The organism is Maribacter sp. IgM3_T14_3 (genome assembly GCF_049603095.1).
Lineage (GTDB): Bacteria > Bacteroidota > Bacteroidia > Flavobacteriales > Flavobacteriaceae > Maribacter.
Window position 1 is genome coordinate 4041585 of sequence record NZ_CP187138.1, and the last position, 21491, is coordinate 4063075.

A 21491-nucleotide genomic window follows, 5' to 3' on the forward strand; every position below is an offset into this window, starting at 1 on the left:
TCGGTTTCAACATCCTACTACAAATGAGGAAATGCATGTATTATCTCATCTGCCTAAAAAATTTAAGAAACTATTTCCTGATATCGCTTAGATATACCAATCAAAAAAGCGCCGCAGTGCATTTAATCACTACGGCGCTTTACAACTAACCAACCTAAAAACTTATTTTAATTTCTTCTACTGCTTCTTGAATCTGTACTTGTTCTAGAACTTGAACTTGAGCTTCTTGACGGAGCTTTGCTTACTGACCTAGAGCTTGAACTTCTGCTTACTGTACTTCTAGATGGACTCTGCGTCGCTTTTCTAGCAACAGTACTGCTTCGTTGAGTAGTAGTATTCGATGCAGTTCTAGTGTTCGAACTTCTATTAGCAGGTTTGTTATACGTAGTCGTACTTCTTTTTACAGTTGTACTTCTTGGTGTACTAGTTACTTCTCTTTTAGTAACTGTTCTACTTGGTGTGCTACGTACTGCCGAGTTATTACTTCTCTTTACCGTACTATTATTCGATGAACTTCTAATAGCTGTTCTATTTTGAGCAGTTCTACCACTATTGGTATTGCTACGTTTTACAGTAGTTGATCTATTTACAGTTGAGTTTCTGTTCGCTCTTGCTGTATTGTTAGACGCTAAACTTCTGTTGGTTCTTAAACCGTTATCTCTTCTTGCAACAGTTCTATTACTTCTGTAATCGTTATTTCGTGCTGCAACTCGTTTATCATTTCTGTAAATGGTAGATCTGTTATTTCTAACATTGTCATATCTATGTTGTCTACCGATATTTACATAAGCCTTTCTATAATTGTTTCTGTATGGGCTGTAGTAAGAATATCTTACCGGTGTATAATACCTTCTGTAAGGGGTAGTGTATACAAAACTAAAGCCAACTGCAGGTCTTACAAACCATTGGTGAAATGGACGGTATACATAATTTCTATTATATACATTGATATACCCTGTGTGGTAATCATAGAAACCGCGATTGTTATAAAACACATTCATATTACCTACGCTGCGCACTCTATTGTTTGAATAATTGATATTTACATCACCAATATCACTAACACGACCATAATAGTCATAATAGATAGGCACATTTTCTACTTGAATTACTGCACCATAATCATCGTATTGAGCAAACGGACTATAATCATAACCAGAGTTAAAGGTTACACCGTTTTTTCTTCCTGAAACTTGATTTTCAATGTAAAAATCAAATTCTCCATCTGGATAAACAGAAAATGTAATTCCGTTTTCTATAAAAATAAATGAGTTGTCGTATCGATAAGTATTGCTGTTGGCAACCTTATCTTCACTAATACCTGTAGCGAAAACACCTGTAGTGCTAAAAATCATCGCTGAAAAAAGGAGTATAAAGTTCTTCATAATATAAGGTTTAAATCTGCCCCTTAGGCAGTTGTTCTAAATGTAATTATTTACATTCTCTTAGTACATTACAAACAGCGTGCCAAAAAACAAAACCTTTGATTATACGATTGATAATCAAAGGTTTAAATATAAAACTGAAATTCTATTTTTGAGATTTTCTAATTTAATTTCTCTTTTAAATAGCTAGCGGTATACGATTTTTTATTTTTTGCAACCTCTTCTGGCGTGCCCTCTGCCAATAGTTGTCCGCCATTTTCACCACCACCTGGTCCGAGGTCAATGATGTAATCGGCACATTTTATAAGTTCGATATTATGCTCGATGACCACAATAGAATGTCCTTTTTTAATAAGGGCATTAAATGATTTCAATAATTTCTGAATATCGTGAAAGTGTAATCCGGTAGTTGGTTCATCAAAAATAAACAGTGCTTTGTCTTTTGTGCTTCCTTTAATTAAGAATGATGCCAATTTAATACGCTGCGCTTCACCACCAGATAGGGTAGAAGATGACTGACCTAAAGTTACGTACCCTAAACCTACATCTTGTAAAGGTTTTAATTTAGTAACAATTTTAGTCTGCTCTCCGGTTTCAAAAAACTGAATAGCATCGTCGATAGTCATATTAAGAACATCATCAATATTGGCATTATTGAAAGTAACTTCTAATATTTCTTTCTTAAATCTTTTGCCGCCGCAAGTTTCGCACTCTAAATGCACATCGGCCATAAACTGCATTTCTACCGTAATTTCACCTTCACCTTTACATTTCTCGCATCGACCACCATCGACATTAAAAGAAAAATGCTTGGCTTGGTAATTTCTGATTTTACTTAATTTTTGATTGGCATATAGATTTCTAATATCATCATATGCCTTTATATAGGTAACAGGGTTAGACCGTGACGACCTACCGATAGGGTTTTGATCAACAAACTCTACATGTTTTATATGATTGTATTTACCCTCTACCGATGTATGCTGACCAGCCTTTTCACCGTAGCCACCAGTTTCTTTTAATATAATAGGATAAAGTAATTTCTTTACCAATGTACTTTTACCACTACCGGATACTCCTGTAACCACTGTCAGCATATCTAGCGGAAATGTGACATTGATATTTTTAAGATTATGCTCACGTACTCCTTTAATAGTTATATAATTTTTAGAAGTTCTGCGTTCTTTCGGAACCTTTATCTCCATTGTACCATTTAAATACTGTGCGGTAAGAGATTTAGATTTCAGAATTTCACTTAAAGTACCTTGTGCAACAACCTCACCACCATGTGTACCAGCTTCAGGACCTATATCGATGACCATATCGGCAGCTTTCATAATGTCTTCATCATGTTCGACCACTATTACGGTATTTCCTAAATTTCGTAATGATATTAAAACTTCTATTAGGTTTTCGGTATCTCTTGGGTGTAAACCAATACTAGGTTCATCTAAAATGTACATAGAACCTACCAAGCTACTACCTAATGAGGTCGCTAGATTTATTCGCTGACTCTCGCCACCAGATAAAGTGTTCGATTTTCTATTTATGGTCAAGTAGTTTAGTCCTACTTTATTTAAAAAGCCTAATCTGGTATTTATTTCAACTAAAAGTCTCTTCGCAATTGTAGCATCATTTTCATTTAGTTGAAGTTCATTAAAGAAAACAATCAACTTTTCTATGGATAAACCTACTAATGATGAAATAGATGCTCCGCCAACTTTTACGTAATCGGTTTCTGGGCGTAGACGTTTTCCGTTACATACATTACATTTTGTTTTGCCTCTATATCTAGAGAGCATCACTCTGTTCTGTATCTTATAACTTTTCTCTTCTAACATTCCGAAGAACTTATGAAGACCTATAAAATGTGCATTACCGTCCCAAACCAATTGTCGTTGGGCCTCAGAAAGTTCAAACCAAGGCTTATGAATAGGAAAATCGAACTTGTAAGCGGAGTTTACCAATTGATCTCTGTAGAAACTCATACTTTCACCTCTCCATGCGAAAACGGCATTCTCAAATACAGATAATGCGGTATTAGGCACTACTAAATCTTCATCTATACCGATTACATCACCATAACCCTCACATTTAGGGCATGCTCCATAGGGGTTATTGAAACTAAATAGGTGAACATTAGGCTCAAGAAAGCTCATTCCGTCCAGCTCAAACTTATTGCTGAAAGGCGTTTGTTTACCGTCTGCCAATTCTTCAATAATACATTCGCCCTTACCTTCAAAGAAAGCAGTATCAACTGCATTCGCTAAACGATTATAAAAATCTTCATCCTCTTTTGTAATAATTCGATCGATAACCAAGTCAAATTTTTTACCAATATTTTCAGGTGCCTGGTCTATTCGCAGTACTTCATTTTTATACTTAATACGTGCATACCCTTGTTTAGAAAATAACTCTAAAGACTTTAAAGCATCTCGGTCATCACGAATGGTAATAGGGGCTAAGAGCAATAGTTTTGCACCTTCACCATACGTTTTTACATGATTTACGACATCGGTTACGGTATGTTTTTTTACTTCTTTACCTGAAATAGGAGAGAAGGTCTTACCGATACGGGCATATAATAATTTTATATAATCATAAATCTCGGTGGTCGTACCAACCGTAGATCTAGGGTTCGTAGAGTTTACTTTTTGCTCTATAGCAATTGCAGGCGCAATACCTTTAATATAATCGACCTTTGGTTTATCGAGTTTACCTAAGAACTGCCTTGCGTACGAAGAAAGACTTTCTACATATCGTCTTTGACCTTCTGCATATAAGGTGTCAAAAGCTAAACTAGATTTACCAGAACCAGATAAACCTGTAATTACAACAAGTTTATTTCGTGGAATTACAACATCTATATTTTTAAGGTTATGCAGTTTTGCACCTTTAATTATGATGTTTTCTTTCGGATTTACTTCGGAGAGTGTAGGCATACAAATATCTAAGGTTACAAAGATACGCTTTGACTTATTTCTGAACTAAAAAATGCCAGTTATCTAAAAATAGTAGAAGAAACTTTCACATTTTTATAAGAGTATTTATTTTTTTATATCTTTGGGATCTTATAAAAATTCAATTAGCCTATAACGCAACATTACTTTTAAAAGTTAGAATTTAACCACAAGACCCTTATTCATTAGAATTTGGGGCTGCATTTTAACCCTATAAGTAACGTTATGGTAGTACAAATTGAAGATTCACAATTAGTAAAGCAATACATTCAAGGAGATGAAAGAGCGATCGAAGCCCTAATCAATCGTCATAATTCTCGCTTAACAGGTTTTATCTACTCTAAAGTAGGTGACCGCGAACTTACCGAAGACATTTTTCAAGATACATTTATGAAAGTTATACGTACCCTTAAAAAAGGTGCCTATAATGAAGAAGGTAAATTTTTACCTTGGGTAATGCGAATTGCGCATAACTTGGTAATAGACCATTTTAGAAAGCACAATAGAATGCCAATGTATAATAGTAAAGAAAGCTATAATATATTTTCATTACTTGGTGATGATAAGCTGAATGCAGAAAAGCAATTGATCAAAGAACAAATTGATTCTGATTTGCTTCGTATGATCAAAGAGCTGCCAGAAGATCAACAAGAAGTTTTAGAGATGCGTATATATAAGGATATGAGCTTTAAAGAAATTTCTGATAATACAGGTGTGAGTATTAATACTGCTCTGGGCAGAATGCGCTACGCTTTAATTAACTTGAGAAAGCTGGTAGAGGCCAATAATATAGTTTTAACGAATTAATTGGTCGCAGGTCGAGTGGATCTACTATCTTCATACTTGTGTCGTTCTTTAGTTGAACCTAAACAACACCTAGCATGGAAAAATTATACACGAAAGACCAGAATAATACGAAATTAGTACAAGCAAAGCCAGAAACAATTCAGTTTTTGCTTTCTTATTCTAAATCTTTAAACATAACAGAAGTAGACGGATTGCAGTTTGAGAGTAATTTAAACTAAAACAATCTGTACATATATATAAACCCTTAAGCTTTGCTTAAGGGTTTTTCTGTTTTAAAAAGGCTTACTTCTGTTATTTACTATCGGTAACCACAGTTTTGCTTGTAAGGCAACCTACTTTTCTATACCATCTTATATATAGGTATAGTAATGCAGGGCTAATAAGTAAGGGCATTTATGTCATTTTAACCTTTCCTACAATTTGCCGCTGAACTTTCTGAAATACTATTTATTGTGTCGAAACATACTTTTTCGATGTTTCACATCAAAAAAGCGCAGTTTGACAACATACTTTTTCTCACAGCTCCCCTTTTCTCTAGTTTTATATCAGAAATAAGAAACAAACCAATTAACTAACAAGATTTACCCAATCTTAACCAATAAAGAAAATAACTCGTATGAAACTACAAATTGAAGACTCAGAATTAGTTAAAGATTATATCAACGGTAACGAAGGGGCCCTTGAAATTTTAATTAACAGACACAATCAACGTATTACTAGTTTTATCTATTCAAAGGTTTTAGATAGGGATATAACTGAAGATATCTTTCAAGATACTTTTATTAAGGTAATTAAAACTTTAAAAAGAGGTAAGTATAGTGAAGAAGGTAAATTTTTACCTTGGGTAATGAGAATTTCTCACAACCTTATTATCGATCACTTTAGAAGAAACAAAAGAATGCCAATGTTTGAAGGTAGCGATGACTTTAATATTTTCTCTGTAATAGGTGATGATAAGTTGAATGCTGAAAAACAATTAATAAAAAATCAAATCGATACTGATCTTAGACAATTAGTTGAAGAATTACCAGACGATCAAAAAGAAGTTCTTTTAATGCGTATCTATAAGGATATGAGTTTTAAAGAAATCTCTGAAAATACTGGGGTTAGCATTAACACTGCATTAGGTAGAATGCGTTATGCATTAATTAACCTTAGAAAAATCATAGAAAAAAACAATATTGTTCTTACCAATTAATTTGAGGTTGAATATAGAATAAACAATATTTCCAAATTTGCTGCGTTATTTTAATGTAACAACATAGGAAGTATGGAAAAAATTTACTCTAATTACCAAGAACAGACCGGATTTAACAAAGTTTGTCCGAAGACAATAAACTTCTTATTGAGCTATTCACAGGCTTTATTTGAGTTTGAATACGAAGATTTAGAATTCGAAACATTTTTGAATTAATAAAAAAGCCCGCTTTAGCGGGCTTTTTTATTTTTATAGTAGTCGTTTAGTACTGTTTTTCTACCAATAGTCTTTGTAATAATATCTTTTTCCATATCCCAGCCTCTTGCTGGTGAATATTCTCGACCATACCAGATTATTTGTAAATGAAGGTCGTTCCAAATTTCTTCAGGGAATAATCGCTTTGCATCTTTTTCAGTCTGAACCACATTTTTTCCGTTGGTAAAGCCCCATCTATATAGTAATCTATGAATATGTGTATCTACAGGAAATGCTGGTATACCAAAAGCTTGCGATACTACAACACTTGCAGTTTTATGCCCAACAGCCGGTAATTCTTCTAAATATTCTAATTCTTTTGGTACTTGCCCATTGTGTTTATCAATTAATATATGCGATAACCCATGTATACCCTTGGCTTTAATTGGCGATAGACCTACAGGTTTTATAATTTCCCGTATTTCTTCTACGCTTAATTTTATCATATCATACGGGTTGTCGGCTTTAGCGAATAGTAGGGGAGTAATTTTATTTACCCTTACATCTGTGCTTTGTGCCGACATTAATACTGCAATTAATAACGTGTACGGATCTTTGTGATCTAGCGGCACAGGAATTTCTGGGTATAGCTCTTGAAGTGTAGAAATTGTAAATGCTATTTTTTCGGCTTTCGTCATTAATTGTTTAATTTTGGTTGCAAATATTTAAACACAAATTTATAAAACTTCATGTATGAATACGTTAAAAGTTGGTGATAAAGTTCCTTCGTTTTCTGCTAAAGATCAAGATGGTAATACCATTTCTTTAAAAGACTATACAGGTAAAAAATTAATTGTTTTTTTCTACCCTAAAGCCAACACACCTGGTTGTACAGCCGAGGCTTGTAATTTAAGGGATAATTATAAAGAATTACAATCTGAAGGGTATGAACTTTTAGGTGTAAGTGCCGATTCTGAAAAAAGCCAGGCAAAATTTAAAGAGAAATATGACTTTCCATTTCCTTTATTGGCAGATGAAGATCATACCGTACTTAATGCTTTTGGTGTATGGGGATTAAAGAAATTTATGGGTCGTGAGTATGATGGCATCCATAGAAAAACTTTTGTAATAGATGGTGATGGGGTAGTGGTGAAAGTGATCGATAAGGTGAAGACCAAAGATCATGCAGCTCAATTATTAGACTAGAATTACGCTTCTTTAGAATAAAAAAACGCCCATTTAGAATGGGCGTTTTTAATATATAATAATTTGATAATCAATTATTTAAATTGGCTATTCTTCTTCTGGTTTTCTTGTAAATAATTGTTTTTTCTTAATGATTTCGGCAATACCTTCTGGTAGCATTTTTTCCCATCCTTCGTCATTGTTCATTAATTTCTTAAGAACATCTCTAGAGAAAATATGCATGACTTCTGGTTCGTAGTCTATAATGTCCATAACCTTACCGTTGTACTTAAAGAACTTGTATAGTTCTTTCATACGTGGGTGAACCTTAACATTATTACTTGTCATAATCTGACCAGTGTCTGGGTTCTTCATTGGGTATAGATACACCTGTAAATCTTTAAAGAATAATTTACCGAAAGCTTCTAGTATACCACCACTTAAGTGACGGTAATATTTTTCATCGAAAATATCTACCAGGTTATTAACACCCATGGTCAAGCCAATTCTGTTTTTGGTATAATTGTTAAAGTATTCTACCAATTTATAATATTCTTGAAACTTAGAAATCATTACTGAATGCCCTAGTGAGCATAGTAATTCTGCCCTGTCCATGAAATCTTGTTCATCAATTTCTCCTGATGCTTTTAAGTTCGAAAGTGTGATCTCGAATATTACAATAGTATTATTTTGATCAACACCTTTATCACGAATGAAAATGTCATACGACTTTTCAAACATATCTAAATTTACTTTGGTAACGGGTCTAAAACTACCACGTAACGCCAAAATATTCTTTTTGTAAAGTATAGCTGCAGGTAGTAAGTTGTTGCCATCAGGACCGAACATGACGGCATCTGTCATGTCATTTTTAATAAGTTGCAAACTCATTAAACGGTTATCGACCTCTTTGAAATTTGGTCCAGAGAAATTGATCATATCAATCTCTAAGGTGTCTTTATCTATATGGTCATATAGATATTTCAACATTTTTTTCGGTTTGTCATATTTATAGAAAGCTCCATAAATAAGGTTTACCCCAAGAATACCAAGTGTTTCTTGCTGCAATCTTGCCTCGTTCTGTTTAAAACGAATATGTAAGATTATTTCATCATATTCTTTCTGCTTTGGATCTAATTGATAACGAATACCTATCCAACCATGACCTTTGTAGCGTTTAGAGAAATCTATGGTCGCTACTGTATTCGCGTATGAAAAGAACAATCTGTCAGGGTGGTTTTCGCGACTAATACGCTCTTCCATCAATTGCATCTCATAGTCAAGCATGGTTTTTAATCGAGCTTGGGTTACATATCGCCCATCTGTCTCAATACCATAAATTGCATCACTAAAATCTTTGTCGTAAGCACTCATTGCTTTTGCAATAGTACCTGAGGCACCACCCGATCTAAAGAAATGACGTGCGGTCTCTTGTCCGGCGCCAATTTCTGCGAAGGTTCCGTATATATCCGGATTCAGATTTATACGAAGGGTTTTTGCTTTAATAGAGGGAATATTTTCAAAAACACTATCTCTTTTTAATACCGATGCCATTTTTTACCTGTTTAGCTTTGAACAAAGTTATAAAGAATGGTTGTTACAAAGGGCAATAGCCACAAAAAAATGGAATAACTTTCGGTTATTGTTTTTATTCCCTTTTAAATACAGTAATCTTATAATTTTCAATTGCCATTTTTATTAAAAAGGAATTAAATTTGTAGCACATGATTGACAATTTACGTGTTACATTTTTAGGAACTGGAACTTCTCAAGGTATTCCAATAATTGGTAGTACACACCCTGTATGTTTAAGTGATAACCCAAAGGATAAAAGACTACGGGTCTCTGTTTTACTTTCTTGGGATGATTATAACTTTGTTATTGATTGCGGACCAGATTTTCGCCAACAAATGATTACCCATAATGTTCGACATTTAGATGGAATCTTATATACCCATGAACATTCTGACCATACTGCAGGGCTTGATGATATACGTCCTTTTTTCTTTAGACAGGGTAATATTCCCATTTACGCACATAAAAGGGTGGTGGAGTCTTTAAAAACCCGTTTTGCGTATATATTTCAAGAAAAGAACAAGTACCCGGGCGCACCTACGGTCGATATCAATTTAATTAAGAATAACGAGTCATTTAAGATCGGTAATAGTGAGGTTACACCGATTAATGTCTTGCATAACGAACTTCAGGTCTTCGGCTTTAGGTTAGGAGATTTTACTTACTTGACCGATGTAAAATTTATTGAACCCAAAGAGATAGAAAAAATAAAAGGGTCTAAGGTGGTAGTGGTCAATGCACTCAGATTAGAGCCACATATTTCTCATTTCAATTTAGAAGAAGCTATAGCCTTTATTAATGAGGTAAACCCAGATAAAGCATATTTTACACATATAAGCCACTTGCTTGGTTTTCACGATGAAGTGGAAAAAAGGCTTCCGAAAAATGTACATTTGGCATACGATAATTTAACAATTACTATTTAACTATGAAGAGCAAAATATACCTTTACTTATTTCTATTTGTATCCTTAATCTGTTTATACCTAGTGGTAAGCAGTGGCAATATGACTAAAGCAAATGCCAAAACAATTACAAGACTAGAGAGTAAAGTTGAAAATTTGAAAGACTCGGTTCAGAAATCTTCTTTGAAGGTACTTGATATGCAGTATTTCTCTTTAGAGAACAATGACGATGCACTTGCTTATTTCGAACATTTAGATCTAAAAAATCCTGCAGCATACATTGCCGATAAATTATTGGAAACGAATGCCCAAAAAGGGGATAACCCATTAGTGCCTTATGAGGGAATGCAGAGCGAATTTAAGATCAATAAAATAAAAGTATTGAACCATAAATGGATACTTACCGACTTTTCTGATGGTAAATATTGGGGAGAATTATTGATCAAATATGAATTAAAAGATGACCTTGGAATAGATTTTACCTTGATAGATCACCTTTTATATACGCGTAGTAACTAGATTTTATCTGAAATCCATTTTTTCAGGGAGTAGAAGTTCTGCGGTGCAACACCATGCCCTGCAGGAAACTCTTCATATACATGTTTAATACCTAAAGATTGCAGTATTTCAGGGGATTTTCTTGCCCAATCTAACGGTATCACTTGGTCCATATCGCCATGAGAACAATAAAAATTAAGGTTCTCGAAATTATTATCTTTATAAGAATCAATCAGAATATCTTCATTAATATATCCGCTTAAAGCGATAATATTCTTCACTTTTTCAGGATATGACAATGCCACAGCATAACTAAGAATGGTGCCTTGACTGAATCCTAATAAATTTACATTGTTTTCATCCAAACCATACGTAGAACAGGCTTCATTAATGAAATTCTTGATTTTGTCACGAGATTCAATAGCTTGGTCATCATCGCTCCATTTTCCTTTGTCATCATCAAAATTAATGGCATACCAAGCATACCCATAAGGTTGCAAAATATAAGGCGCACGAACGGCGATAATACATAGTTCTTCTGGCAGTTCTGGTGCGAAAGAAAATAAATCTTCTTCATTGCTGCCGTAACCATGTAACATAAAAAGTACTGGTGGTTTTTTATCGGTTAGGCTAGAAGGTCTAATAATGTGTTCTAAAGATAGGGGGGCTGTTGTCATTATTTTATTTTATGAAAGTAAACCATTTTTGAAAGTAAGGTCCCAAAACGGGAACTTCTTGTTCTTTGTTTGCCAATAGGCCTAAAAAGGCATAAAACCAAAGTACAATATAGAATATGTATAGACCGTAAAAGCCATATTCATTACCCCATTGCGCGTTTAATATAGCAAAACCAATAAAGATAATGTGAAGTCCGAATGCCTGTCTTGTATGAAATCGGGCGAATTTGTCTTTTGGTTCAGAATTCATACTAATCGCAATTAGTGCTCCTACAATTGTAAGGTAGGCCACAATGGCGGTTGTTTTTCCGGGTATGTTAGAATTTTCTTCCATTACTTAAGCGTTTAAAACTATTTGGTTGTTCGCAATGGTACCTACTACTTTGCCTTTCATTTGTTCGTCAATTGCGATGGAGTTTTTACTGGAGCTAAAGATCTGATCTTCTGAAAATTTGTACTCATCATCTGTAGTAAAAAGCGAAAGATTTGCTGGTTGCCCAACCTTTAATTCTGGCTCGTTTATTCCAAAAAGTGACCTTCCTTTTGTAAGTAAGCCAATAGCACCTTCATGACCAAATAATTGGTTTAGCATACCGAATGTACTTTCTAGACCTATGCTTCCGAAATCTGCATTGTCAAACTCCACATGCTTCAATTCAATGTTCAAAGGTGTATGGTCAGAGGTTACAAAATCGATAGTGCCACTTTTTAATCCTTTCTGTAAAGCCTTGGTGTCGGCTGCCGTTCTCAACGGTGGCATTACTTTATATTGTGTATCAAAATCTTCAAGGGCAGTATCTGTAATAACAAGGTTGTGAGCAGCAACACTGCAGTAAACTTGTAATCCTTTCTTCTTGGCGTCAGCAATCAGTTTTACCGAGCTAGCCGTAGAAATAGTAGGTATAAACAATTTTCCGCCAGTGTATTCAAGTATAAATAAATCTCTTGCTATCTGTAATTCTTCCGCTAGGGCAGGTATTCCTTTTAAACCTAATTTGGTGCTTGAAATACCTTCATTAACGATGCCTTTACCAGATATGCTTTTGTCCATCGGAAAAGAAAATACCAATGCCTCAAAATTTTGAGCATACTGCAAGGCAATTTTTAAAAGGTTGGCATTTGACATTGGGTGCTTATAGTCATAAAACCCTAACGCACCTGCATTCTTCATATCATAAAGCTCTGCGAGTACTTCACCTTCACCTTTTACGGTTAGGTTGCCTAGAGGGTGCAAGCTCGTTAACTGATCCTTGGCGGCACTTTTTAAATAAACAATATCAGAAGATGAATCTGGTGTTGGGTGGCTACTGGTATTTAAAATGACATCTGTAAATCCGCTTTTGGCAGCCGTTAATAATCCATTTTCTATAGTCTCTCTTTCTTCATAACCAGGCTCGCCAAAACTAACGCCGCTATCGAACCATCCTAAAGAAACATGTAAATTTTTTATATCGATAACTTTTGTTTTACTGCTAGGCTCAATGTTGGTTTCAATAGCATCTATAACTCCGTTTTTAATAAGAATATCGCGCTTCTTTAAATGAAGGTTCTTTGTGTTCTCATTTACTATCGTAACTGATTTTAGAAGTATATTCATTGGGTTATAGTTGGTTCGTTACTAGTTTATTTTAAGAATCTTTGAAGTACCGTTTCAATGAAAACAAATGCCAATGCTAAAATAGCAAACCATTTCCAAAACTCGTTTATGGCATTGTTTTTTTGACTTTCTAAAAAGAAATTCGATAGTGATGTGTTGCTGTTGTTTTCGGGTAAAGGAGTGTATGTTAAAGCACTCTCTTTTCTATTGTTATTAAAGCTGATGTTTCTAATGATTTTCTCATTATGCATAATTTTATAGATGCCAGCCTCTTTCGGGTTCTCTATAAAATTAAGCTGTACTTTTTTTGGGAGTACACGCTGTTGCGGTATAAATTCATTTGTTTCGTTAGCAATTTTAATAATATCATCTTGCTGTAAGGTGGTCGGTAATTCTATTTCAACGTCAGTGCCAATAGTTGCATATAGTGGCGGTAGCTTTAAACTGTTCATACCCATATTGTAAAAGGCAGGAACTATTAAAGGTGAATTTTTGAAGTTTGAATTATCGCTACTTATTGCTGCCGTAAAGAAATACCCATTTTTATTCCCTATTAAAAAAGGCTCTTTATTCTGAAAAGAAAGCGCTGTCGGTGCTTTAGAGTTTATTTTAAAATACTTTTTTACGTTAGGAAATTGAAAATGGGAGACCTTCTTATCAAACACGTTTGTAAACAACGGATGTTCTATTTTTACTTCGGATATAGCAATTTCTTGGGGTATTCCGCTTAAAAATTTGCTATTGAAATATGCGGATGCTAATTCATTATAAGAAGCCAAATCCCCATCAACTGAAGGAATCAATACGAAACTGCCACCATTTTTACTCAAAGATTTAAGAGCGGTAACAAGTGAACTGGGTATTTTTTGAACCTCGTTCAATAGTACCAGATCTTGATTCTCTATAGTACTGTAGTTTAACCTTTCTAAAGTACTTGCGGTAAAATCGAAATCATCTTCGGTATAAATTCGAGATAAGAAATTTGCCGATGAGCTGCCAATTGCCAATACTTTAATTTTCGATTTCTGATCTATATTAAAGAAGAATTGGTTGTCATAATCCAAGCCGGTATCTGTAATGGTGACCTTGCCTAAAATAATAACATTGGCGTTAATCGTAAACCGGACTTCAGCCGTACCACTACCATTAAATTTTGCAGCCGTTTTGGCTATAAGTTTGTTGTCGTTGAATAATGAAACCGGTATAGTTTCATCATTAGCGTTGGTCGATAGTAGTGCAACCAATTCAATATTATCATTTGTACGTTCGGCAATAAAAACTGAATCAATGCTTGTATTCTTGATAGTTACTTTAGACGGTTTTATGTACTGAATATTGATGTTACTTGTTGAATCGACCTCGCTAAGGTCTCCCATTCGTTGTTGAAAATCTGAAATAACCACTAGGTTTTTTTGAGATGCGGCATTATCGTTGAAATAGGTATTTCCTTTTAAAATAATTTCGTTAATGCCCAGTTGGTCTACAGCCACGGTAAGATTCAATAATTCGTTCTGAATATCTTTGACCTCCACATCTTTAAAAACTTGCTTATTGGTGAAAAGGGTAAAACGCTGGTCGTTGGGTATATACTTTATGAAATCTTGTATCGTGTTTTTAAAGAGATTGCCGTTTTCAATTTGCCCGTTCATACTAAAAGAATCGTCTATGTAGAAAACAGTTTCTTTTTCTTGAAGTGCTGCATTATTGGCAATAAATGGCTGAGCAAATGCTATTACTAAAGCTGCTAATAATCCCATTCTAGTAAAAAGTAATAACCACTTTTTTAATGTGCTGCTTTTTCTAGATTCGGAAACTACTTGTTTTAAGAACTTTACGTTTGTAAACGGCGTTTTCTTAAATCGACGTAATTGAAAAAGGTGAATGATAATCGGAATGAGTAGTAGTAAAAGACCCCAAAGAAGTTCTGGATATTTAAATTGCATTCCTGATTTTGCTTATGCCAAAGATAATTATTTTGAAATTAGAAGCCTGTGAGATTGCAACTATTATTTTTATGAAGATTTGTTAGCAAAAGAAGAAATAATCTACAGCCGATTTTAGATTCAATTCCTCAAAAAAAGCAGTGATATTCATCTGATCATCATCATTGGCCACCGTAATCATACATTTTGGGTTTTCTATATTTTGAAGCACGCTGAAGTGTTCAAGTCGTACGCCATAAATATCTTTGCCTATTTTCTTTTCATTATCGCAAACCCAATGAAAAGGTATATTTTTTTCGATAAGAGAGTTGGCAATAGTTTTTCCTTTTTTACCAGCACCCCACAAAACTAAATTGTCAGTTAGTTTTAATTCTAATTTTATAAAGTAATACAGTTTTATATCTAAAAAGTAATTCTGTGCATAATGCTCGCTGGTTCGCGATGTTCTGTTGTCATAATCTCGCCAATAGTGTAGGGTAGTGGTGCAGGGTATACATTTTAATCCGTATGCATAGAAACGAAAAGCAAGGTCGTAATCTTCAGGATAGCGGTCTGGATTAAACGCTCCGCATTTGTCAAAGTCTTCTTTATGTACCATCCAACAGGGCGATGGTATTACACACTCTTTATATATTTCTTTAAAGTTTTCGCCAGTTGCAGTTAGTCTGTTGAGCCATTTCTCATAGCGATCATAACCATCGTTTACGCCTGCTTTAGAAAAATACTTCACCTTGCCAACGGCGAGAGTTCCTAGGCCTTCATTTACCAAAGAATCGACCATAAATTTAATACGGTCTTTAGTCATGTGGTCATCGGCATCCATACGAGAGATAAAATTACCAGAACTATTTGTGTACGCTTTTCTGAGAGCGGTTATAATGCCCGATTCATCATTAGAGAATATTTTAAATCTATCATCTTTGGCAGCAAATTGCTTTGCAATTTGCAAGCTATTGTCACTAGAATTATCATTTACGGCAATGACTTCCCAATTTTGATAGGTCTGATTTTGGATGGATTTCAGACATTCTTCAAAATAATATTCAACATTCTTAAAAGGAATTAATATGCTTACTAGCGGATTTATCATTGCGGCAAGGTAATAAATAACTGAATTTCAACCTTTTCATTTCGTTTGAAAAGTTTAGAAATAAATGAGTTGAAAAATAATTACGAAAAGGCTTTAATAGATAAGAAAACCTTTATATATTTGCACCCGCATTCAGGGAATACCTGATGAGGCACTCAGGAGAAATGGCAGAGTGGTCGAATGCGGCAGTCTTGAAAACTGTTGAGGGTCACACCTCCGGGGGTTCGAATCCCTCTTTCTCCGCGAAAAGTCCTTTAAAAGGAACCAAAAACCCTGTAAATCGTTGATTTACAGGGTTTTTATTTTTATTGATTTCATTTAATATCAAATAATATCATTCTAAAAGGGGCTAATTCGGTGGAGGTTGAGTAAATTCAAAAAGGTCCACCAGATATTCATAAATAATTGATAATAAGTTTCTTACAATTATTATGAATTGTGATATTTTGATTAAATTAAAGCAAATTTAAGCTCAAAATTATGTCACGTCCACTTTCCCTTCTATTTTTCATCAAAAAAAGTAAAGTAAATTCTGCAGGTAAGACCACGATCTTCCTGAGAATAACACTTGACAGCCGTCGGTCAGAATTTAGCGTCCACCGAAAAGTCCACCTTGACTTGTGGAACTCTCGAACCCAACTAGTGATGGGAAACTCTGCTGATGCTCAAGAAATCAATAGACATTTAAGCGATATAAAAAATAGAATTTATTCGATTCAGAGGAATTTTGAACAGGATAGAGCTTCTTATTCCGCTTCTGATATGCGCGATGTACTATTGGGCAAGGACAAAACAAAAAAAATGCTCCTAGAAATATTCCAGGAACATAATGATGAAGTTGAAAGTCTTATAGGCAAGGGTTTCTCCTCTGGTACAGCGGAACGCTATCGCACCTGTAAAAAACACGTCACGGAATATATTAGGAAGAAGTACAAGAAAAATGATATTCTGGTCCAAGATGTGGACCACAAGTTCATTACAGGCTTCGAATACTACCTTAAAACGACCCGTAAGTGTGCGCATAACTCCGCAATTAAATATATTACCAATTTTAAAAAAATAATTCGCATAGCTTATGCGAATGATTGGATCGATAAAGACCCTTTTGTAAATTGGAAGGGAAAGTTGAAAATTGTTGAGCGTGAATTTTTAACCGAAGGGGAGATTCAACGTATTATAGATTTAAAATCTAAGATAAAACGCTTAGATCAAGTACGAGACATCTTTGTCTTTTGTTGTTTCACAGGCCTAGCCTATGCAGATGTTAAGAAACTGACCAATGCCGATATCGTAATAGGTTCAGACGGCGAGAAATGGATTAAAACCAGACGGACCAAAACCGATACTGGAAGTAATATTCCTATTTTACCCATTGCCCTGGCTATCATTGAAAAATACGAAGATGATGAGCTTTTGAAAGAAAAAGATTTGGTTCTGCCCGTACTGAGCAATCAAAAAATGAATTCGTATATTAAAGAAATTGCAGATTGCTGTGGTATTGTGAAGAACTTGACTTTCCACTTAGCCAGGCACACCTTTGCAACAACGGTGACGCTTACAAACGGGGTTCCTATAGAATCCGTTAGTAAAATGCTCGGTCATACGAATTTGCGAACCACGCAACATTACGCCAAGATTTTGGATATGAAAGTAGGAAAAGACATGGCAGTTTTAAGAAATAAGTTTATGTGAATCTTTAAAGTGGGTCTTCAAAATTTCTTTCAACCCTACTCTGAAGTTTTTTTAGATAGCCAGAAATTGGCGTGGTCAATTCTTGTTTACCTTCGATACCCTTCTCTACAAACTTTTTAGCCTGCGCTTTCCAGTTTTTGATGTTTAGACCTTCTCTCAGTTTCCAATTTTTTGATTCATAGTAGGCATAGAATTTTCTACCTTCCGTTTCCTGCCAATTATTCTCTCTAAAAAAAATTAAAACAGCCTGTCCATTTTTTGGTCTTGCCATTTTATTTAAGTTTTCTTTTGTTTTATGTTTATAAGAAGGTACCAGATTTTGGCCAGGTTCCGGTACGCTGCTGGCCAAATTTTGACGTGGAAGTGTCCCAGAGGTTGTACCACTACTTGTCCCGAAAATGGGAAGCCTTACTCTTGAGCCCCTTGCCGGATGAAATGATGGAAAGTAGTTGAGATATCCCCAGTCATTTAAGTCCTTCAGGTAATTATGATAGGTCGTTTTCGATTTGAACTTTGCTCTTTCCATTATAAATGCCCTATTTATGGTCAAGGTCTCTTTAAAGTACTCCCTGTTCCATTTCTGGAAGAACGCCAGGTACAAGGTAATGTGCCCTTGTTTGACCCTATCGTCCTCGTTGAATTTTTCGAAGACGGCGTTCAGGTGGATGATGTAATTTACCTTTTCCATCAGTTCTCAGGGATTTCATTATCCCTATTCCTTTCTTGATACTGGACCTGTTTTTTTTCTTTGAAATACTTTTTCTCCACCATTAATGGTTTTTTGACCGGTTCGGTTTTTTCGAAGAGGGCATAGAGCATTGCCGCCGTAGGTTTGGTCTGGGATTTTTCGATATCCTTCAGTATCGCGATCATTCCGTTCATGCGTTTCTTTATCAGCAAAGAAATCCTGTTTTCCAAGGTCTCCATCCGCGGTCCTAAATTCTCTGTCGGTGAAATTCCGTTTTCTTCAAAAAAGTCCATCATCAGGAGCAGTGTCATGGACTGGGACTTGGATAACATTTTACTAAATTTTCTAAAATGACCGGCTACGGAACTTTTGATCTTTAGTGTTTCAAATTTTTCTTTTTCATATCCCTTATCCATAGTTTTTAGTAAAATTGATGCCTGTTCACGGCGGTTAACGATTGTTTTTACTAAAAAGCAGCGATAATCCAGAGATTTGAATAATTGAAGAAACGCTTTTAACTCCTGTAAACGTTAGGTTTATGGCAAAATCGAATGAACTTAACATCGCTTTAGCGTGTTACCCTCTTGCTATTCGATTCCTTCATTTCATTTCAGGATCTCCATACTTTTCAACTACTTTTGAAAAGCTATTTTATACGCTTGGGACATCAATATTTTTTAGTAGTAAACAGAAGTTATTCAATTTTAATTCATTGACAATTAGATATTTGCAATACTTTTCGAATTCATATTACATGTTTCGTATTGCCCTATTTTAACATTCATTTTCCGTTAAGATCAGCTACTTATTATATCTTGAGCGTTTTCCTTTTCTTTTGATATGGAATGCTATGTTCTCAGTTGGTTACCGCTATTATTTATAGCAAAATAGTACGGATTAACGCTCATTCCAGTTATGATCAGTTACTTCCCATAGCGCCATCGCCGTTACCTTTTCTGTGACCCTATCTAAAATTAGATTGGGTAAGAACTTATAAAAGTGAGCGTTCGAACGGTTATGCAGTTCGTCCCAACTCAAATTTTAAACCTTTGTGCAGAAAGTGGCAACGTGGTACTTGTTCTGGCGAAAGTAATCCTGAATTTTAGCTCGGTAAGGTAGCATCTTTTTCCAGCACAACGGAAAGAAGAAAATTGAATGACAGGCGTAATAAAAAGTTAAAATTCAGTATTGTGTTTAAGACCTTTTGTAGTGAAGCGCTTTCTCCTGCAATGGAGATTTTCGCGAAATGAAAGGGAATGTGCTGAATGGTTCTGTTTCCAATTGTCTAAATTATAATCTTAAATTTATAAAAGTTTAAATAAACCTGGGTTTAAATACACCTATTCAATTTTGTGGTAATACCTTTATTTAAACTATAGAGATTAAATGCAGTCCCGAAAAAGGTTCCTTTTACGAAACTATGGGGATCGGCGTCAAATTCCGATTAGCTTATAGACATATTTGAGAACGAGCAGTATAAAGAATATAGAGCATAAACTGCTCCATGTTATTTACTTTGTTAGTGACTGGCTTTATTCCTCCAATTTTTTAAGCGTATCAATTGCATTCTGATTTTCGGAATCTAATTCCAATGACTTCTTGTAGTTAATAATAGCATTTTCGAAATCTTGATTGTAAAAATAAGCTAGGGCTAAACTATCATATAAATTTGCTGACTTTGGGTAGATATGTAATCCCAATAAAAAAACATTAACACTTTGTTCCATCTTTGAAAGGTTAAGCGATAATCGCTGACCTTTTTTATTTAGCATCCATTCTTTAAGTTGTAGTTTTGGATGTTCCTTTATTGTTTTTTGATATAATGGGATTAAGTTTTGATAGTTCTGATTGAGTGCTATATCAAAGAAGTCCTTATAATCAAATTCTGATTCAAGTGATTTTTTCATTTTTTTTGTAAGCAGATTTTCAGGGAAGCCATTTTTATCAGGACTATTTTCAATGAATGCTTTTGCATTCTCCTCATTTTTCAAAGTGGCATTTAAAAACTGCAAGGTGTGTTGAGAAAGTAGTTTATAGGACGCCATAATTTCAGCATCACTTTTGTCTTGTCTTTTATCTCTATTGGCAAATAAAACACCAAAGGTGCTAAAATAAGAGTGTGATAGGTCATTAAATTTGTAACTATAGGCATTACTATATTTCAAAGAATCGTACAGTTGGTATTTATAATTCAATTCAGCAGGGATTTTATCACTAACAAGCACTTCTTCCGGAATCTCTTTTTGAGCAAAATGGATGTAGGGGATATTCAACCTATCCAAGTCAAAGTATGGTGATTTTTCTAATACAGGGTAATCGTATCTTTCAGCTCCATCTAAGCTCACTAATGCACTTATGTTATTGTTTTTCATAACCGTTATAGCATTTGATTGTCCGCTAAAACTAAAGCCCATAAGAGCTATTCTATTGAAGTCTATAGATTTGTATTTATGAATTTCTTTTAAAAGAAATTCTACATCTCTAGATTGTGTTTCCATTTCTTTTGTAGTTGCTCCTTCTAACCATCTTGAATCTGTTCCTCTTGAAGGACTCGATATCACTACGAAACCATTGCTTGCTAAATATTCGAATAATGCAAAATTTTCAATTGATGAGTTTTGATAGCTTGCTGCATAAACTATAACAGGAAATTTTCCATCCAAAAAATCGGTGTCAGAGAAGGCTGATACTTTTTCTGATAGATGTGCATTGTTTTTCGGTGTATTCCATAAGTAAGGAAACCAATCTAATAAAAACTCGGTTGGTAAGTTTTCCCATTCTTCCTCTTCCTTTAAAATCTCTAAATAATCCAAAACTGTTAAGTGCTTAGTAGTACTATTTTTAATTTCGGCTGGATACCAAATGCTAATAGGGATTGGTCTATTTATGTATTGATTATTAAAGTCTTGTTCAATTCGATAAAGTCTTGTGCTATCTATCATTGTATAATGTTTAAAACCTACATTATACGCTCCGTTTTTTAGGTTTATTTCTTTTAATGATGTCTGTCCTTTGACAAAACATACTTGGAAAAGAACTAAGGTTACTAAAATTATTGTTCTCATTGTTTTAGTATTGAATTTATAAACCAGTTCAA

The 21491-nt window shown here is 34.5% G+C and carries 20 protein-coding genes and 1 tRNA gene; 9 read left to right on the forward strand and 12 right to left on the reverse strand.

The features are described from left to right. Positions 1 to 167: 167 nt before the first annotated feature. Entirely contained in the window at positions 168 to 1385 is a 1218-nt protein-coding gene (locus ACPF9A_RS17845) for a hypothetical protein (RefSeq protein WP_423999034.1), read from the reverse strand. Between the two features lie 161 nt (positions 1386 to 1546). Then, on the reverse strand, positions 1547 to 4327 hold the full coding sequence (gene uvrA, locus ACPF9A_RS17850; protein WP_423999036.1) for an excinuclease ABC subunit UvrA: 2781 nt from the start codon (positions 4325 to 4327) through the stop codon (positions 1547 to 1549). Between the two features lie 243 nt (positions 4328 to 4570). On the opposite strand from uvrA, the gene ACPF9A_RS17855 reads away from it, so the two are divergent. The 4 genes from ACPF9A_RS17855 to ACPF9A_RS17870 all read left to right on the forward strand — a co-directional run bounded on the left by ACPF9A_RS17855 (position 4571) and on the right by ACPF9A_RS17870 (position 6566). Next, positions 4571 to 5152: an RNA polymerase sigma factor gene (locus ACPF9A_RS17855; protein WP_133687273.1), complete on the forward strand. Its 582-nt coding sequence runs from the start codon at positions 4571 to 4573 to the stop codon at positions 5150 to 5152. A 74-nt stretch (positions 5153 to 5226) separates the two neighbouring features. Continuing rightward, positions 5227 to 5370, forward strand: coding sequence for a hypothetical protein (locus ACPF9A_RS17860; RefSeq protein ID WP_423999038.1), 144 nt, complete (start codon positions 5227 to 5229; stop codon positions 5368 to 5370). Between the two features lie 398 nt (positions 5371 to 5768). After that, positions 5769 to 6350 (forward strand): RNA polymerase sigma factor, encoded by a 582-nt coding sequence (locus ACPF9A_RS17865; RefSeq protein ID WP_058103181.1) that lies wholly within the window; start codon positions 5769 to 5771, stop codon positions 6348 to 6350. A 72-nt stretch (positions 6351 to 6422) separates the two neighbouring features. After that, positions 6423 to 6566 (forward strand): hypothetical protein, encoded by a 144-nt coding sequence (locus ACPF9A_RS17870; protein ID WP_166637476.1) that lies wholly within the window; start codon positions 6423 to 6425, stop codon positions 6564 to 6566. Between the two features lie 14 nt (positions 6567 to 6580). Here ACPF9A_RS17870 and ACPF9A_RS17875 read toward each other — a convergent pair whose 3' ends face one another. Continuing rightward, positions 6581 to 7243, reverse strand: coding sequence for an endonuclease III domain-containing protein (locus ACPF9A_RS17875; protein WP_423999040.1), 663 nt, complete (start codon positions 7241 to 7243; stop codon positions 6581 to 6583). Positions 7244 to 7298: 55 nt separating this feature from the next. Here ACPF9A_RS17875 and bcp point away from each other — a divergent pair, with 55 nt between their 5' ends. After that, complete coding sequence (gene bcp / locus ACPF9A_RS17880) at positions 7299 to 7751, forward strand: thioredoxin-dependent thiol peroxidase (protein ID WP_423999042.1); 453 nt, start codon at positions 7299 to 7301, stop codon at positions 7749 to 7751. A gap of 87 nt (positions 7752 to 7838) precedes the next feature. On the opposite strand, the gene ACPF9A_RS17885 is transcribed toward bcp, so the two are convergent. Beyond that, entirely contained in the window at positions 7839 to 9284 is a 1446-nt protein-coding gene (locus ACPF9A_RS17885) for a TonB-dependent receptor (protein ID WP_423999044.1), read from the reverse strand. Between the two features lie 170 nt (positions 9285 to 9454). Between ACPF9A_RS17885 and ACPF9A_RS17890 the strand changes: the two genes are divergently transcribed. Both ACPF9A_RS17890 and ACPF9A_RS17895 read left to right on the forward strand, forming a co-directional pair. Continuing rightward, positions 9455 to 10231, forward strand: a complete 777-nt coding sequence (locus tag ACPF9A_RS17890) for an MBL fold metallo-hydrolase (protein ID WP_423999046.1) — start codon at positions 9455 to 9457, stop codon at positions 10229 to 10231. A 2-nt stretch (positions 10232 to 10233) separates the two neighbouring features. Then, on the forward strand, positions 10234 to 10728 hold the full coding sequence (locus ACPF9A_RS17895) for a hydrolase (protein ID WP_423999048.1): 495 nt from the start codon (positions 10234 to 10236) through the stop codon (positions 10726 to 10728). On the opposite strand, the gene ACPF9A_RS17900 is transcribed toward ACPF9A_RS17895, so the two are convergent. The 5 genes from ACPF9A_RS17900 to ACPF9A_RS17920 all read right to left on the reverse strand — a co-directional run bounded on the left by ACPF9A_RS17900 (position 10725) and on the right by ACPF9A_RS17920 (position 16014). Beyond that, positions 10725 to 11384, reverse strand: a complete 660-nt coding sequence (locus tag ACPF9A_RS17900) for an alpha/beta hydrolase (RefSeq protein WP_423999050.1) — start codon at positions 11382 to 11384, stop codon at positions 10725 to 10727. The two genes, ACPF9A_RS17895 and ACPF9A_RS17900, sit on opposite strands and share 4 nt — an antisense overlap. Before the next feature lie 4 nt (positions 11385 to 11388). After that, positions 11389 to 11718 (reverse strand): hypothetical protein, encoded by a 330-nt coding sequence (locus tag ACPF9A_RS17905; RefSeq protein WP_423999052.1) that lies wholly within the window; start codon positions 11716 to 11718, stop codon positions 11389 to 11391. Positions 11719 to 11721: 3 nt separating this feature from the next. Continuing rightward, positions 11722 to 12981, reverse strand: coding sequence for a dihydroorotase (locus ACPF9A_RS17910; RefSeq protein ID WP_423999054.1), 1260 nt, complete (start codon positions 12979 to 12981; stop codon positions 11722 to 11724). Between the two features lie 26 nt (positions 12982 to 13007). Then, positions 13008 to 14924: a BatA domain-containing protein gene (locus ACPF9A_RS17915; RefSeq protein WP_423999056.1), complete on the reverse strand. Its 1917-nt coding sequence runs from the start codon at positions 14922 to 14924 to the stop codon at positions 13008 to 13010. An 82-nt stretch (positions 14925 to 15006) separates the two neighbouring features. Continuing rightward, positions 15007 to 16014, reverse strand: a complete 1008-nt coding sequence (locus tag ACPF9A_RS17920) for a glycosyltransferase family 2 protein (RefSeq protein ID WP_423999058.1) — start codon at positions 16012 to 16014, stop codon at positions 15007 to 15009. Positions 16015 to 16172: 158 nt separating this feature from the next. Between ACPF9A_RS17920 and ACPF9A_RS17925 the strand changes: the two genes are divergently transcribed. After that, positions 16173 to 16257 (forward strand) — tRNA-Ser (locus ACPF9A_RS17925). A gap of 237 nt (positions 16258 to 16494) precedes the next feature. Continuing rightward, the gene (locus ACPF9A_RS17930; RefSeq protein ID WP_423999060.1) at positions 16495 to 17706 is read left to right on the forward strand and encodes a site-specific integrase; all 1212 of its coding nucleotides are present in this window, start codon (positions 16495 to 16497) and stop codon (positions 17704 to 17706) included. A gap of 4 nt (positions 17707 to 17710) precedes the next feature. Here the strand turns inward: ACPF9A_RS17930 and ACPF9A_RS17935 are convergent, their stop codons facing one another. The 3 genes from ACPF9A_RS17935 to ACPF9A_RS17945 all read right to left on the reverse strand — a co-directional run bounded on the left by ACPF9A_RS17935 (position 17711) and on the right by ACPF9A_RS17945 (position 21459). Then, complete coding sequence (locus ACPF9A_RS17935; RefSeq protein ID WP_423999062.1) at positions 17711 to 18394, reverse strand: hypothetical protein; 684 nt, start codon at positions 18392 to 18394, stop codon at positions 17711 to 17713. Continuing rightward, positions 18394 to 18810 carry a BfmA/BtgA family mobilization protein gene (locus tag ACPF9A_RS17940; RefSeq protein ID WP_423999064.1) on the reverse strand — a complete coding sequence of 139 codons (417 nt, stop codon included), beginning with the start codon at positions 18808 to 18810 and terminating at the stop codon, positions 18394 to 18396. The genes ACPF9A_RS17935 and ACPF9A_RS17940 overlap by 1 nt, the downstream gene beginning before the upstream one ends. Before the next feature lie 1116 nt (positions 18811 to 19926). Then, on the reverse strand, positions 19927 to 21459 hold the full coding sequence (locus ACPF9A_RS17945) for an alpha/beta hydrolase (RefSeq protein WP_423999066.1): 1533 nt from the start codon (positions 21457 to 21459) through the stop codon (positions 19927 to 19929). Positions 21460 to 21491: the final 32 nt, after the last annotated feature.